At 39.7% G+C, this 15472-nt stretch carries 15 protein-coding genes and 1 pseudogene; 14 read left to right on the forward strand and 2 right to left on the reverse strand.

What is annotated here, in order from left to right; translation table 11 throughout:
* Window positions 1-13: 13 nt before the first annotated feature.
* Both BO53_RS0110915 and BO53_RS0110920 read right to left on the reverse strand, forming a co-directional pair.
* On the reverse strand, window positions 14-2461 hold the full coding sequence (locus BO53_RS0110915; RefSeq protein WP_031548128.1) for an ankyrin repeat domain-containing protein: 2448 nt from the start codon (window positions 2459-2461) through the stop codon (window positions 14-16).
* A 19-nt stretch (window positions 2462-2480) separates the two neighbouring features.
* Window positions 2481-3026: a hypothetical protein gene (locus BO53_RS0110920; protein ID WP_031548130.1), complete on the reverse strand. Its 546-nt coding sequence runs from the start codon at window positions 3024-3026 to the stop codon at window positions 2481-2483.
* Between the two features lie 154 nt (window positions 3027-3180).
* On the opposite strand from BO53_RS0110920, the gene BO53_RS0110925 reads away from it, so the two are divergent.
* The 14 genes and pseudogenes from BO53_RS0110925 (at window position 3181) to BO53_RS0110995 (ending at window position 15468) form a co-directional block, all read left to right on the forward strand.
* On the forward strand, window positions 3181-3981 hold the full coding sequence (locus BO53_RS0110925) for a zinc ribbon domain-containing protein (RefSeq protein ID WP_031548131.1): 801 nt from the start codon (window positions 3181-3183) through the stop codon (window positions 3979-3981).
* 38 nt (window positions 3982-4019) lie between these two features.
* The gene (locus BO53_RS13465) at window positions 4020-5624 is read left to right on the forward strand and encodes a TcaA second domain-containing protein (RefSeq protein WP_037342174.1); all 1605 of its coding nucleotides are present in this window, start codon (window positions 4020-4022) and stop codon (window positions 5622-5624) included.
* Between the two features lie 455 nt (window positions 5625-6079).
* A complete protein-coding gene (locus BO53_RS0110935; protein WP_031548133.1) occupies window positions 6080-6772 on the forward strand; it encodes a copper homeostasis protein CutC in 693 nt (230 codons plus the stop codon).
* A 10-nt stretch (window positions 6773-6782) separates the two neighbouring features.
* Window positions 6783-7520: a GntR family transcriptional regulator gene (locus tag BO53_RS0110940; protein ID WP_031548135.1), complete on the forward strand. Its 738-nt coding sequence runs from the start codon at window positions 6783-6785 to the stop codon at window positions 7518-7520.
* 128 nt (window positions 7521-7648) lie between these two features.
* A complete protein-coding gene (locus BO53_RS0110945; RefSeq protein ID WP_031548137.1) occupies window positions 7649-8068 on the forward strand; it encodes a phosphonate C-P lyase system protein PhnG in 420 nt (139 codons plus the stop codon).
* Between the two features lie 73 nt (window positions 8069-8141).
* Window positions 8142-8537 (forward strand): annotated as a pseudogene (locus tag BO53_RS0110950) (PhnE/PtxC family ABC transporter permease); the annotation flags it as partial.
* A gap of 94 nt (window positions 8538-8631) precedes the next feature.
* Window positions 8632-9054: a metallothiol transferase FosB gene (gene fosB, locus BO53_RS0110955; RefSeq protein ID WP_031548141.1), complete on the forward strand. Its 423-nt coding sequence runs from the start codon at window positions 8632-8634 to the stop codon at window positions 9052-9054.
* An 85-nt stretch (window positions 9055-9139) separates the two neighbouring features.
* Complete coding sequence (locus tag BO53_RS0110960; RefSeq protein ID WP_031548143.1) at window positions 9140-10318, forward strand: GIY-YIG nuclease family protein; 1179 nt, start codon at window positions 9140-9142, stop codon at window positions 10316-10318.
* Between the two features lie 420 nt (window positions 10319-10738).
* Window positions 10739-10969 carry a type II toxin-antitoxin system RelB family antitoxin gene (relB, locus tag BO53_RS0110970; RefSeq protein WP_031548146.1) on the forward strand — a complete coding sequence of 77 codons (231 nt, stop codon included), beginning with the start codon at window positions 10739-10741 and terminating at the stop codon, window positions 10967-10969.
* A gap of 92 nt (window positions 10970-11061) precedes the next feature.
* Complete coding sequence (locus BO53_RS0110975) at window positions 11062-11619, forward strand: GIY-YIG nuclease family protein (protein ID WP_031548147.1); 558 nt, start codon at window positions 11062-11064, stop codon at window positions 11617-11619.
* A 167-nt stretch (window positions 11620-11786) separates the two neighbouring features.
* The gene (locus BO53_RS13620; protein ID WP_156956134.1) at window positions 11787-12359 is read left to right on the forward strand and encodes a DUF6241 domain-containing protein; all 573 of its coding nucleotides are present in this window, start codon (window positions 11787-11789) and stop codon (window positions 12357-12359) included.
* Between the two features lie 127 nt (window positions 12360-12486).
* Window positions 12487-13293, forward strand: coding sequence for a zinc ribbon domain-containing protein (locus BO53_RS0110985; RefSeq protein WP_031548150.1), 807 nt, complete (start codon window positions 12487-12489; stop codon window positions 13291-13293).
* Between the two features lie 15 nt (window positions 13294-13308).
* On the forward strand, window positions 13309-14835 hold the full coding sequence (locus BO53_RS0110990; RefSeq protein WP_031548152.1) for a TcaA second domain-containing protein: 1527 nt from the start codon (window positions 13309-13311) through the stop codon (window positions 14833-14835).
* Between the two features lie 78 nt (window positions 14836-14913).
* The gene (locus BO53_RS0110995; protein ID WP_031548154.1) at window positions 14914-15468 is read left to right on the forward strand and encodes a GNAT family N-acetyltransferase; all 555 of its coding nucleotides are present in this window, start codon (window positions 14914-14916) and stop codon (window positions 15466-15468) included.
* Window positions 15469-15472: the final 4 nt, after the last annotated feature.

Genomic DNA, 15472 nt, shown 5'->3' on the forward strand with positions numbered 1-15472 from the left:
TTGTAAGCCCATATTATATGGCAATAGCACCTTTGTTAATGAGGGTATCCCTTAAGTCTGATTGATGACTTTCTTGAGCTAATGAAAGTGCAGTATCGCCTTCGTAATTTAGAATGTTCAGTTTGACTCCGAAATTAACAAGCAATTCGGCAGTTTCTTTGTTTTTCCTCAGTACAGCCTCAATAAGTGGAGTATTTCCATTAATTGGATTAACATAATCCAAATCAGCCCCCCCATCACCCAAAATTTGCATTGTACTGACGTTCATACCTCCTTCTATTGCGTGAGTGAGAGCGTTCTTTCCGTGATGATCTATTACATTAGTATTCGCACCTTTTTCCAATAAGAGAGATATCATTTCTTCATGATTTACTTTGGCAGCGAACATAAGCATTGTTACGCCTCCATGATAATTACTTCTTTCATCAATATCAGTATACGAGAATAATATTTTTGCAATTTCTAAATGGCCTCTAATCAGGGAGGCAAAAAGAGGGGTGATATCTTCATGATCTTTAATTGATGGGTTGGCCCCAGCATTGATTAATTTGTTAGCGATATCCATATCATTTTGGCAGACAGCAAGCATCAAAGGGGTCATCCCCTTGTTATTTTGTTGATTTAAATCTATTTCCGTATAATTCAACAAAGTCTTAACCATTTTGAGATTGGATTTTTTTACAGCATGATGAAGTGCTGTATTATCCTGTGCATCTTTGAAATTGATGTCAATCTTTTTTTGGACGATTAAATCGAAAGCCATATGATTTTCAACTTCTATAGAAACTATAAGAGGAGATTTCAATTCTGAGTTTCTACTTTCAATACCTTTACTTTTCGAGATGAGATACTTAATTCTTGATACATTGTTCTTTCGGATAGCATCCGATAGTGTCATGCCCCCAAACAACTTGCTGTTATATAACTTATCTAATAAACCATCTTTCAATGCATCCTCATCAACCAGGGGTCCCATGCCTTCCTTATTATTAAGGTAGTCATGGAAAGCATCATTATCCAAACCGGTTTCTTGCAGTATCCCAGAATATATTGATTCAACTTCCTCTAGAGATGTAGAGTCATGTGTGTCGATTATTTCAGAATATCTATAGTTTCTGTAAAGATGGAAAAGCCTATTCGCTTTAGAGTCCTTATAGAGGTAATCATGTAGATGTTCAGCATAAAGGTTGTCCCTATTGGCTTCAGTAATAGCTATTACTCTGGCTAGTACCACAGCAGGCTCAGGAACATTGGTAATCAATTCATAATTCACTTCAAAGTCTTCGTAAGTGGTTATGATATCCAGATACTTATCTACTGCATCATTATACTGTCCTTTTCTCCAAAGCGCCCCCTCAATGTGGGACAAATGAGCATTCAACCGCTTATTCCTAATCATATCTATAAGCGATAATTTCATATTGGTAACTTGGGGAAGAGGCTCATGTTCGCTTAAGATTTTTTTATTTTTTAAGAAGACATATAAATATTCTGTTAAAAGTTTTGCGTCTTCAGTATTGCCACTTTTTATTGCTACATCAACCTTATTAAAAGATGAAGAAATCCAAGTCGAGACTGTCACAACGTTATTTTGAGATAAACCGATGCTTCCTTGCATAGTCGTCCAGTCGAATGTAGTCATTTCATAACCATGTCTAGTGAGCTCTTCCTGTATTTTTAAAAGCAATCCTCCGAATAGAACATAAACTATGAACAAGTATCTTTTGCGCAATCTTGCTTCAAAGTTTGTCAGGTTTTTCTCTATTCCTTCAATCCATCCAGACTCCACCTTTTCAGCAAGTTCTATCATTCTCTCTTGATTGGAGTTGAGGTCTGATATATTGGAAGATATTCCTTTTGCAATTAAAGTCGGTATTGGGCCTGCGAACACTGCAGTAGCTATCCTGAACTTTCTCAGCTCACTTTTCTCAGCTCTATCCTGTTCAGAAACTTGTCTCCCATAGCTACCATATTCTTTAAGGTTGGCAGTATGTCTCTCCAGGTGTCTCAACATAGGACTACATATTTGATTTATACCTGTTTGGAATACTTTAAAAGCTGAGGAGTCAGCCATATGAGCATTGACTACATTGTTTATACCTTCCATTTTGTAGAGTCCTTTTATAAACACACTGTACTCATCAGCAAGGGAAGAGACACTCAATGATTCTTTTAAACTTTGATAAAGAGGGGATGGATTGAAATTCTGATAATATTGCTGGACAATTTTTCGATTGATTTCTGTATTTTGACTTTGTTCCATTTGTTCCAATAAATTGAGACGTTCGTTTGAAATATTATAAAAGGGTTGAGTAATGGAATTCAAATAGTTGTTCGTAAGGCGCGAGGTATAGATTTTCAATTTCAGTTGAATTTCTGGATTTAGTTCATTTTCGATTCTTTTTTGAATGTCGAGCAGCTGTTTGTCTTCTCCAAGGTAAGGATTATTATTATTTTTCAAATTTCAATTCCTCTCTATTCTAGAATAAATCGAATAGCGACATTATTTCTGAAGTGTTCTCAGCTCCATTGAAATCGACGAAATCCATTCCTTCAAAACCAACATCTACTTCAGGTACTTCTGTCTCAATGGAGTACATCATTCCAGAAGGGTGTTCAATTGCTTCTGAAGAGTGGAGCATTTCCATGTCTGGTGAATATGTATCAGTACCACCCATAATATTTTCTTGGGAAAAGGTTTCTAGGTTGCCCTCCCCGTCATACTGATCTACACCACCGAATACGTTTTCACGACTAAACCCAATGTGTGTATTATCTGCAGAATAAAATTCTGAAGTGCCCGCGGCACTCTCCATTGTCCAACCTAATTGGTTCATATTGCTATCATAAAAATTGATGCCATTATTTTCTGCTGTTTCAATAAATCCGAGTATATTGCCATCGGCATCCATTATGGAATGACCATCTCCAGCCCATGGCAGAATAGTTGTTCCATCCATACTTATTCCCATCTTATCAAGTGATTCTGCAAAATCTGAATTTGGATAAATTTGGTCAAATAACATATTAATCCTCCTTTTATAAAAAATTGATGATAATATTTAATTATTATTATAATATAATTATATATAAAATTCAGAAAAGATAATAGATATTATTTTGTAAAATAGTATTTTTATGTAAATGACGATTAGTCTGTATGAATAAGAGGAGGATTAGATGTATTGCCAAAAATGTGGATTTAAAATAAGTAAGAAAGATAAATACTGCGGAAGATGTGGTAAGGCATTATTACCTAATGAAGGTTTAAGTAATCATAAACACGAGATAATTTCTAGTGTTTATGAGCATAACCTAGCGACAGTATTTGGTTATAGAGGGGTAGACGAGAAGATACCCTACAAAATTGAGGAAGGAGAACCACCAGAAAAAAGCTCGTCAGTATCATTATGGACACAAACAGCAAGCTACGGTAAGAAAGCTATAATCACGCCGCTTTCCGTTTTAAACTCTAATGAAGTGTATCCTTTATCACTTTTATGGTTTTATATTAGTATAGTTCTTTTCATTTCGAGTTTTACTCAGGTTGACTATATACAAGCTACTTTTGATCCAAGTTATTACTTTAATTATGAAATATTCAATATTGACTTTTCATATACTATACCATTATTTCTGATGAATACTATATACTTCTTGGCTGCATATACCATATTTGTAATTATTCACAGCGTTATTAAATTGGAAAAAAGATATGAAAAATTTGTTTTCAGAGACTATGTCACGCTTTCTTCCCTAGTGATGATAGTTAGTATATTGGGTACTTTTATTATTCATTTAGGCTTGTACTCTTTTGGTGTTGTAATAAGCAAATTAGGAATAGCAATGTTTTTGGTTTTACCGTTGATCCTGGCCATTTATTATGCCATGAGTGGGAAGACAAAAATTACTCCCACTATAATAATGCCAGTAGGCATTGTTATTACAATTATAGTTTCATTAATATTTATATCGCTCTAAGCTTTTAGAAAAATAGAATAAGATATGGGGGTCTCATCATGAAACGTTGTAAGAATTGTGGGAATAAACTACGTTCGGATATTAAGATATGTACCCAATGTGGTGTAAAAAAAGATGATAACGGGAAATCAGAATCAAATCAATATCAAGGTAATACCAAAAAAAGAAAGACAGCCTTAACTCCTGGCAAAGCACGTTTAAAGAAGGTGATAACTGGATTAGTAGTTTGTGTCATTCTATTAATAATGACATTAGTTTTTGGCTACTTTTGGTTAAGCGAAAAATATTCTCCTGACGAAGTATTAATGGAAATTTCTGATGCAGTTGAAGAGGGAGATGGAGAAAAATTAGTAGAATTGATCAACAACGACATATCGGTAGATGAGGCAGATGCATATATCAAGTATATAGATTCTTCAATAGGGAGAGATCAATACATAGAGCAGCTTGAAAAAATGGGAGAAGCTAGAAATGAACTTAAAAAAGTAGAGGACGAGAATTTCATCCTTCTGGAATTGATTAAAGAGAGCACTGTACTATTCCTATACAATAAATATGAAGTGGTCATTCCTCAATATAATGTAAATATTGCTACGGATATAGAAGGAGGCACCGTTATTTACAATAATGGTGACCGTACAAAAAAATGGAAAACGTCTGAACAAAATTTCGCCAGTTTAGCTCCGGGAATCTATGCCTTTGATAGCACATTAAACCTCCGTGATGAAAGATTTGAGTCAAATATAAGTATTGATTTCACTGAATATGATCCAAATAATATAGAAGGCATCTTCAATTTCAATGCTTTTTATACTGATCTGCAAATGGGAGTATATGAAGAAGAATATGAGATTCCTTTGGAAGATATCCATGTGTACATAAATGATCAAAGTATAAACATTGAATTTAATGAAGAAGGAGTAGGGGTCTTTGGCCCTTTAAAATACAATCAATCATACAAATTTTTGGCGGAAGTTAATCACGAGGGAAAAAACTTTAAAACTAATGTTGCTGAAGTAACTCATTCCATAGAGAAGGAAGTTTCAGGTTCAAACTATACTGTTCCAATTAAATTTGATGAAGAATCCATAAAAAGTCATTTGAAAGAACTAGAGTTGGAAAAGCAGGCCATTGCTGAAGAGAAGGAACAAGAAAGAAAAGAAAAAAAGGAAGAGAGGGAAAGAGAGAAAGTAGAGGAAAAGAGGCAAGAAGCTTTAGCAGAAGAAGAGAAGAAGGAACAAAAATTAGAGGGAGACATAGATGGAACGAAGGTACAAGAGGTGAAGGGTGACGAAAATAGCTTAAAAAATGAGTACTTAGATAAGGCGAATAATTTAGAGGACGAAATACTGAGAGAGGCTCAAAGTTTATATGCACACGATGTGCCTCATGGATTCTACGGTCAATATTACGAAGAATGGGATGCATTATTAAATGAAGTTTGGGGTGTGTTGAGGGATACGTTACCTAATGATGATTTTGAAATTTTAAAAGCAGAACAAATAGAGTGGATTGAGTTCAAAGAGGGGAATTACGGTGAAATATCAAATGAACCAGCATCAGCTAGAACACAAAATCATGATGACTTAACCTATGAGACCCAGGATAGGACGTACTATTTAATTGAGAGGCATATTAATTAAGTTCCTATCAATGATTTTGATAGGATCCAACCAATCAGTTTTCAAACTAGTTTTAAGAAGTATGAATTTATGCATTTCTATGGTGGATATTCATATCATAATAGCCCTATTGATATTTCATGCTCCATGATTGGGTTTATAAACAATTTGGGAGTGGTTGTAAATTCATTTCAATAAAAGATATGGAGATAAAAGCATATTATTCCTGATGTGAAATTAATAAGGTCCCACTAAATAAGCATGAAGAACACCATACAGAGGTATATTCTTAGTTTATATTGGAACTAGAAGATAATTATGAGGGCAAGATGAACTGTTGAATGAATCCAATGCACTAAAGATATTTTATCTTTATAAAAAAATGAAGGATAAAGAAGTCTTTAAGAATTTAAAAGTCTGGTTAATATATAGACTGATAATATTATGTATGTAAATAACGTGATGGAGATGACGGTATGATTATAGAAGGTATCGCGACAAATATACAGGATGTACATGACCTGAACCGGTTCGGTGCTGATAGAATTGAACTCTGTGGAGACATGGAGAAGGACGGTCTGACACCGGAAATGCGTCTGGTAAAGGAAGCGGTCGCAGTATCCAGCATTCCGGTGAATGTCATGATCAGACCCCATGATGAGTCGTTCCATTATACGGATGTGGATATTCAACAGATGACAAAGCAGATAGAGGAAGTGGAAAGCTATGGTGCAAATGGCATCGTCCTCGGGGCACTGACGGAAGATGGGCGCATTGATGTCCGTGCCTTGGACAGATTCATTTCAGTCTGTGGAGATATGGATATCACATTCCATAAGGCATTCGATGCATTGGAAGATCAATCTGAAGGGCTGGAGGTGATCCTCAAATATCCACAGATTGGGAGCATACTCACTTCAGGCGGTTCCGGCGGTGTCACTGATAATTTCGGAAACCTGCAGAAACTGATGGAGTGGACGGAAAGAACTCACGTAACGGTTATGCCGGGTGGGGGTCTCAGCACGGAAAATATTTCTGAGGTGGTTGAGACGCTGAAGCCGGAGAGCCTTCATTTCGGTACCGGCATTAGAAGTGCTAAGTCCTATGATGCGGAGATTTCCAAGGAGAAGATCGATTTCATCAGGACGGTTGAGAGAAGCGGGAGGTAAAGAAGCAACCATGAAAGAATCGAAATTCAATATATCCAACGAAAGCATCATCAGAAATGCCATCCAGGAGCGGATCATGAACAATGAACTGAAGCCCGGTGACACGCTGCCGAGTGAAAATGTGCTGGCGGATGAATTCGGTGTGAAGCGAATTGTGGTAAGGAATGCACTGGTGCAGCTTGAGAAGATGGGACTGCTCGATAGCCGGCAGGGGGTCGGACGGTTTGTGAAGGAGAAGCGTCCGGTGATCGAACTGGATATGTCTGGCAGACGAAGCTTTTCCGACAAGATGCGGGAGCAGGGAGTGCATTACGAAAGCAGGGTGATCTTTGCGGGCTATGCCTCGGAAAATGAGCAGGAGAAATACCGCAGGGCACTTGGCGTAGTCGATGTCTCCATGTTCAAAGTGGCGCGCCTGCGCATCGTGGACCATACGCCCTGCGCCATCCATATTTCCTATGTGCGTGAGGATATGGTACCTGATATCAATGAGGAAATGGAGCAGCTCGCCTCCATGTTCAACTACTATGGGAAGCATGGCTACACGAACCTGAAATCGATGAACACACATATCCATACGGCGTTTCCGACACTGGATGAACAGCGGCATCTGGAGTGTGAGGAGCTGGTGCCGCTCATCGTGTACGAATCGCAGACGATGGATCTTGATACAACCCGAATACTGGAACAGACACGGATACTCTACCGGAGCGATCTTTTCAAGCATGCGCTCGGGTCCGTGAACTGATTGGGGATGACTTTACGTCATCCTCTTTTTTTATTCACAAAATCAACCAGCTCTTTACAGACTTTACAGACTCTTAAAGTCCACCAGCTTGGCAACAAGTTAGGATTGTAGTTAAGGGAGGCATGATGATGAATAAAAAACGCTGGACATCTCTATTTATCAAATACGGCAAGGAGGAGGCAACCGATTTCCTGGATGCATATCGGAATGCAGTGCCTTTTCAGATCATCTCGGGACCAACGGAAGGGCTGACGATGATCAAGGTCAGGGAGCATGCGGAAAACAGTCTTTTCTATATTGGGGAAATGCTTGTGACGGAAACGAAGATCAGGCAGGCGCAGACAATCGGACTGGGCGTGGTGAAGGGCTCCGACAGGAATCTCAGCATGGCAGTCGCCTTCATCGACCTGTGCTTCAGCCTGGATGTACTCACAGATGAACTGGAACAGATTCTGGAATCGCTGGAAATGAAGGAATCGGCATATATCGAGGCACGGACACAGGAGATACTCAAGACCAAAGTGGATTTCGACATGATGGCGGAATAGGAGGCATATATATGACAACACTGGTACATGAAACACAGAAGCACTACCGGGAACTCGTGAATCTCTTCAGCCGGCCGGACTCGGTTCCGTCGCCGCCGTCATCGGGATGCTGTTCCATTCGGTCGCATATCTCGTCAAAGCATATTCCGAAGCATTCGAGGAAATCGATGCAGGAAAGATTGAGGCACTGAGGGCGACGGGATCCAGCTACAGCCACATCCTGTTTCAGGTCGTCCTGCCCCAGACCAAATCGTATCTGATCGCATGGACGTTCCTCAGGTTCGAGACCAACTTCGGCATCGCCGTCGCCATGGGCGCTGCAGCAGGCGCAGGCGGCATCGGCTACGAACTCTTCATGTCCAGCACATTTTACTACGACATGCATGAGGTCGGCATGATCACCTACCTCATCCTCATCGTCGCCATTCTGCTTGAACTCGTGGCGAATAGATTGAAGCAGGCCGCTTAGCCATATATTAGACCTGTACCTCCGGAAAACGCTCCGGGAGTGCAGGTTTTCTTTTGGAGATTGTTATAATGAATATAATGAAAGGGGATTTCAAATGACTATACAGGGTGTCAATCATCTGCTGTTTTCCGTATCAGACCTCGATGAATCCGTCGCATTCTATAAAGACGTCTTCGATGCAGAGTTGAAAGTGAAGGGGAGGACCACCGCCTATTTCGATTTGAGCGGCATATGGCTCGCGCTTAATGAAGAGCGGGAAATTCCGAGAAATGAAATCCACGACTCCTATACACATATTGCCTTCTCGATCGACGAGTCGGATTTCAACAATATGGTGGAAAAGCTGCACTCCTGCAATGTCAGTATATTGGAAGGACGGAAGCGGGATACACGGGATCGGCGCTCCATTTATTTCACGGATCCGGATGGTCATAAATTTGAATTTCATACCGGAACCATGCAGGACAGGCTGGACTACTACAAGGAAGCAAAGCCCCATATGGAGTTTTATGAATAGTATGGATGATGGTAAATTTATTCATTTATAGTATAATTAGGACATTAAGAAGGTGTGCGTACTCTTTGGAAGGGGTGTGGAGGTAATGGGGAAAATCAAAATGTCTTTATATATTGGGAAAGAGCATGACAATTTGTTTCTAGAGACCAATGAAAAAGTCAGGTTGATCTACCATATCAATGGTTTTATGTCGGAGGATGAGTTTGTTGACAGTTTTGAGAGTGATGCCAAAGAGTTCAACACTTTAGAAAATGAAAAAACAACTTTGGACAGTATAATGCAAATAGATTTTGACTATATGTTGGAATTTCATATTTTCGTCTTTGGAATGAAGGAAGTGGAAGTTTACCAGTTCAAAAGCAATAAACTGAGAAACCTCCACAAGCTTCATGATAATGTTTATGAAATCCCATGTGAAAAATCATATTCCATAGATAACTGGAAGGTTGCGGCCATGTTGGCTGATCATTTTTACAGTATTATTAATCATGAAGAAAATCTATTTCCCTTCCCGGAGAAAATGCTATATAACTTCTTATTCCAGGAGCAGGAGAAATTATATCGCAGCAATATCTTTTCCCATTATGATTTTATAGATGAAGTCAATGAGTTCAGGGAAAAGCATGGAATCCAATTCGAACACTCTGAAGGTACGGAAATAATTCTTAGTTCCCTGTACGTTATGAGAAAATACTTGAATATAGAGTGGGTTGAAATATATCGATTATTGGAGAAGGGAAAACACATGACTAAACCGGATTTGAGAAATTTCATTGCAAATATTGATGAAGAATTGATGAGCGTATGGGATAAGGTTGAATTTGGTTCCATCAAGGTTCAGGTACAGGATGAACTGGGAGAAAAGAAAGTGGACACCACAGAATTGCTGAATAGTATTAAAAGTACATTTAATGCCGAGAACCGTGAAGATGTGAAGGGCGTATATCTAATATATTCAAATAATGAACTGTTCTATGTAGGAGAAAGTAAGAAAAGCGTATACAGCCGACTGAAGAGACATTTCAGTAAGGAAGAGAAAGTGAAAAATGGTGAGGGACCAAAACGGTATAATTTCTTTAAAGATCTTCTCGAGGGCGATTTAAGAGTAGATATACTTCGTATGAAAGAGGGGTTGGAATATCGTAGAATTTTGGAAGAAATCATCACTCTGAGTGAGCGTCCCAAATACAAACAGAGCATTGATATGGATTATGTGGCACCTGCAGGCTATGAAGAAGACTTGGAAAGCCATACAAATAAATGATAGAAAAGAGCTCATTCTTGGATTTCGTCCAAGAATGAGCTCTTTTCATGTCAGGTGACGATGAGCGGGACCAACTATGATGCGAATACACTGCCCAGTGTGATGGATTCGGGCCTTATTTTCATTTCATGTCTGGATGGTGTCAGTCATAATCTCAAGGAACATGCTAAAGCAGAAAATATTGAAAAAGATGCAAATGTTTTATTGGGTACAGTGATAGAGCTGATGAAATAGGAATTCTAGATAATGGTTATTAACGGATACACTTCATGCGAAGGGGTGTCTTTTTTTGCTTCAGGATGGTTGAATTCATTGCTGAAGAAGGTCTCATATTATTGATATGACGTAATTTATTACTTTCTTGGGGTATATAATCAATGAGACAGATGTATTATAATGTAATACAGAGGGGCGATAGATATGAGTGATTCTGAGACAATAACAATCAGAGTATCTAAGGAAGATAAAGAAATTATCAGTCACTACGCCAAGGCGTACGCTCTCAGTACATCCGAATTTATAAAAAGGTTAACTATTGAAAAGATCGAAGACGAAATCGATATCCAGATTCATCAGAAAGCAATGGAAGCATATAATAAAGATGAGACGGTGTACAGCTTGGAGGAAAGTGAACGCATGCTTGGTCTATAGATCACATAAGAACACAGGCTTGGATACCATGGCAATCATTTTTAATGTGTGGAATCGGGATACTGGGGAATAGGTATCCTGAGGTGATTATTATGGCGAGACAGCTCAGGAACATGAACAAGCAGCTGGATAGGGTAATGAAGAACTTTGGCAAGGAATCGAAAAGAGTCTGGAAGAAGGGGATCGAGTCGGGTCAGATTTCCCCTTCAATCATCAAGACGAGTGATGGCCGACGGGCAGTCGACCACAAGGATCTCGATGAAAAGATACAGAAGCAATTCAAATTGTCTGATGATGAGGCGCTTGTTGGTGTCTATCTGATCTACAAAGGTTCCGACCTCTTCTATGTCGGTCATAGCACGAATATCGCAAGGCGACTGAAGCGCCACTTCAGCAAACCGTTCGAGAAGAAGCCGTCGAAAGAGGAGAAGCGTCTGAAGCCGTTTAATGGTGTGCTTGAGAAGCGGAATATGAACATTGTCATCTACAGGATTACCGATGAGCAGAACTATATGTTCAGAAAACGCCTGGAGAAGATCATCACCTACAATTATGTTCCCGAATATCTTAAATGGGCGTATGGTTCTGGTAAGGACGAAGATGTAAGAAAACAGAAGGTACGTACGAGCCATAAGCGTACGACGGCATAATATCAGGAGGGCCATGCGGCTCTCCTTTTTTTATTGGAAGTTTTAAAAAGGAATCTCTGTTTTTATGATGAAGGGGTTACATTTTGATAGTAGGGAATGTTAAACTGTATCCGTCCATAATATGGAAATGTAACCAGATTAACACAACATCATGAAAGGACGGTTTTATGACAAGTTTTACTAAGGTGGTTTTATGGGGCGTGGCGGCCGTCGCAGTAGCTGGGGTGATTGCTGCAGGTGTAATAGCATTCAACTTCTCAGATGTGAGAAACAGCATCAGCAATGCACTCGACCGATCTGTGGCGGAGGAAGCGGAAATGCCTGAAGAGGATGAGGAACTTGCGGCATTGGCGAATTCCGGTTCAAAAGAATCTGAAGAGGTGAAGGATACGTTCGAAGTCTCGGATGAAAAATCGAATGATGGTCTGCCGAGTGAACGACAGTTCGCAGACAGCATCCACCATATGACGCACCAGAAAGTCAAAGCCCAGCAGAAATGGGGTCATCTTGAAATCACCGATGAGCGTATCGAGCAGAAGTATGAAACCGCCAAAAAATCGGATTATGAATATCGTGAGTTTTATATGAAAGCGCTCGAGGACTGGATGGAAGGCGACTTCTCCAACGCTGTGCAGGTACATAATACCATATGGAATGAACAGGACGGTACCATCGGCAAGGCAAGAGGGCTGATGTCACCGGAAGAAGAAATGGAATATAAGATTAGACATTTTGATTGAGCAGGTCATGGACCTGCTTTTTTTATTTAAGATATCCAAAAATTTATTGATTACTTTTTGATATCAAATTGTATAACCAATATTTTACTGTTATAATTTTCTTATAATGTATACTAGGAGGAATTGAATGAAATGTCCCCGTTGTAATGGCCCAATATTTGAAAATGATAAGTTCTGTGGTGAATGTGGGAATGATTTACGTGACGTAACAGCTCAATCGGATGGGAAAGTGCCGGAATCCGACTACCAGGAAAGTGCTGAATTCGGCAGAGCAGAACATTCCCAATATGGAACTTCTACAACTGAAGCCACAACAGTTAACCAGCCTACATATCTAAACGAAGCCTTCGAGTTTATAAAATCAGCAATTGTCTCTCCTGAAAACACTGTAAAAGAAAAGCACATCGCTTCCCCATGGATCTCAACGCTGGTGCCTACAGCCCTCCTGTTTCTTCTTAGTGTTTTGACACTCATTGTATTAAGATCAGCTACCGCTCCTTCAGCCTACTTGGAAGTGGAGATATCCGTCATGTTCCAAGTTTTCTTCTATAGTATTTTGACATTCTCCTTGTTTTATCTTGTTCTGCTTTTAATGAATAAATGGATTGTAAAAAATCCTGTCCCTTGGGACAAAGTACTTAATGATTATGCATTACTATCAGTCATCGTCATCGGCTCATATATAATGGCTGTTCTTCTACTATGGATCAAACTATATGAGATATCTCTTGTAGTCTCATTGATAGGGAGCATCATCTTTTATATTGCCCCAATCTATATTTTCCTCAAATACGCGGAGTACAACAACTCGAAGCTCGACACATTCTATAGTCTTTTCATTTACATTATTTTAACAGCAGTCGCATACTATATCGTCATACGAATGGTGATTGCAGAAATAGAAAATACGGTTGCTCCGTATTGGTTCTATTAGAATAGGAGGGATTCAATGTATTGTAAAAATTGCGGGAACGAAATAAGACCCGATCAAAAAGTATGTACTGAATGTGGAGAAAAACTCCTGACGGATGAACAGAACGGAAATGAAAAATTGGCTTCGGAGCCTTCTAACCACACTGAAAGGTCGGATGGTTCCATTAATACTGATTACCAGAGGGGGAACGGTATGAAACGTGAACCAATGACCCCAAAAAAGAAGAGGCGACTGGCGATAATATTGGGATCTGTTGCAGCACTCCTGCTGGTCCTTTTTGTCACTTATCAAGTGCTATCCAACATGTACTCGCACGAACATGTCCTGAATGAATACACAGATGCTGTAACAAGTGGAGATGCTGAAGGATTGCAGGGGGCTGTGTCCACTGATATATCCATAGAAGAGGCAGAGTCGTATATAAGGTACATAGACGCCAGTATGGGCTTTTCACAGTTGCAGCAATCTGTAAACCAAGTGTCTAGTGATCTGGATAATGGTTTCGGACCAAGCGGCGTCTATGATGAAGACTTCACTTTACTGGATATGACGCAAGACGGTAAGAAATTTGGCCTATTCGAGGAATATAGTCTCACTATACCCAAGCATAACGTGCTTTTGGAATTGCCGGAAGATGTAGAAGCACTGCAATATGAATTTAATGGCGAGACAACAGAAGTGGATACCGGGAACACCAAGTTGAATGAACTTATTCCAGGCAAGTATGCATTAAGTGCAACAAGTACAATCAATGAGGAAACTTTTGATTCAACGATCAATGTGGACTTCAGCAACTATTATGGATATGAAACCGTTTTTGCCGAGTTGGATTTGGGGTTATATTATGTGTCTTTGGATGTTCCGATACTTTATTCATTTTATGACATAGATAGTGAAGATATCACAGTCAAATTGAATGGGGAATCTCAAACTGGTGTTGACGTGAGTGACTCGGAAAATGATGAGTTGGGGCCGTTCAAATATGGGGAAGAATATGAAATTGGTGCAACACTCGAGTATGAAGGAAAGGCATTTGATGCTTCGACTGAAAAGTTGAACATCTCCAATTCAGAAACTTTGGATTCCGAAAATCATCATATGGTTTCATTGGATTTTGATGAAGAAGCACTTTCGGAACATAGTGATGATGTTTACGAACAGGAGTTCATTGAACAGGAAAGAGAAAGCTTCGAAGAAAATATTGAATATGAAGTTGAAAATTTTATTGCTTCATATTTCTCTGATTTGGAGCGGGCCTATGATAACCGGGATATTGTATATATTGAAGATTACATCATTGAAGGGACTGAAACATATAATGCTCTGAACAGTAATTTTGAAAACGACCTGTTTCCTAATCTCACAATTTGGGGATTGGAAGTAGTGAAATTTGAAAGAGATGGAGAAAACATTTATATAGAAGTGTATTCAGATCGGCTCCACGATGATCTTGATGAAACCGTAGAAGAGAAAACTGCATACAATATTCTATATGACGAAGAAAACCTTACTTTCAAAATAGAAAGCTTTTTGAGCTTGTAGAAAAGGACGCCAAATATTGGCGTCTACTTTTTTATTAGTCTTTTAAATTTTCCTATAATGTAAAAAGGGGAGATACATATGCAGCATCTTGGTACACAAACATTGGAGACGGAGCGCCTCGTGCTCCGAAAGCTCACCCTGGAAGACACAGAGGCGATGTATCACAACTGGGCATCAGACCCGGAGGTGACGGAATACCTGACTTGGCCGCCGCATGGATCAGTGGAAGTGACCCGTCAATTGGTCGATCACTGGGTGAATGAGTATAATAAGAATGATTTCTATCAATGGGCCATCGTTCCAAAGAATTTGAATGCACCGGTCGGCACGATCAGCGTGGTGGATGCGGATGATTCCATCGGCATGGTCCATATCGGCTACTGCGTCGGCAAGGCGTGGTGGGGGAGAGGATACACGACAGAAGCATTCGGGCGGCTGATCCGCTTCTTCTTCGAAGACGTCGGATTAAACCGCATCGAATCGAAGCATGACCCGAGAAACCCCGGTTCCGGCAGGGTGATGGAGAAGTGCGGACTGCTGTATGAAGGGACGACCCGGCAGTCGGACCGCAACAACCAAGGACTTTGTGACAGTGCACTCTATGGTATCGTCAGGCGCGACTACAGAGAATAGAACA

The sequence above is a fragment of the Salinicoccus luteus DSM 17002 genome, from assembly GCF_000712035.1.
Taxonomy (GTDB): Bacteria; Bacillota; Bacilli; order Staphylococcales; family Salinicoccaceae; genus Salinicoccus; species Salinicoccus luteus.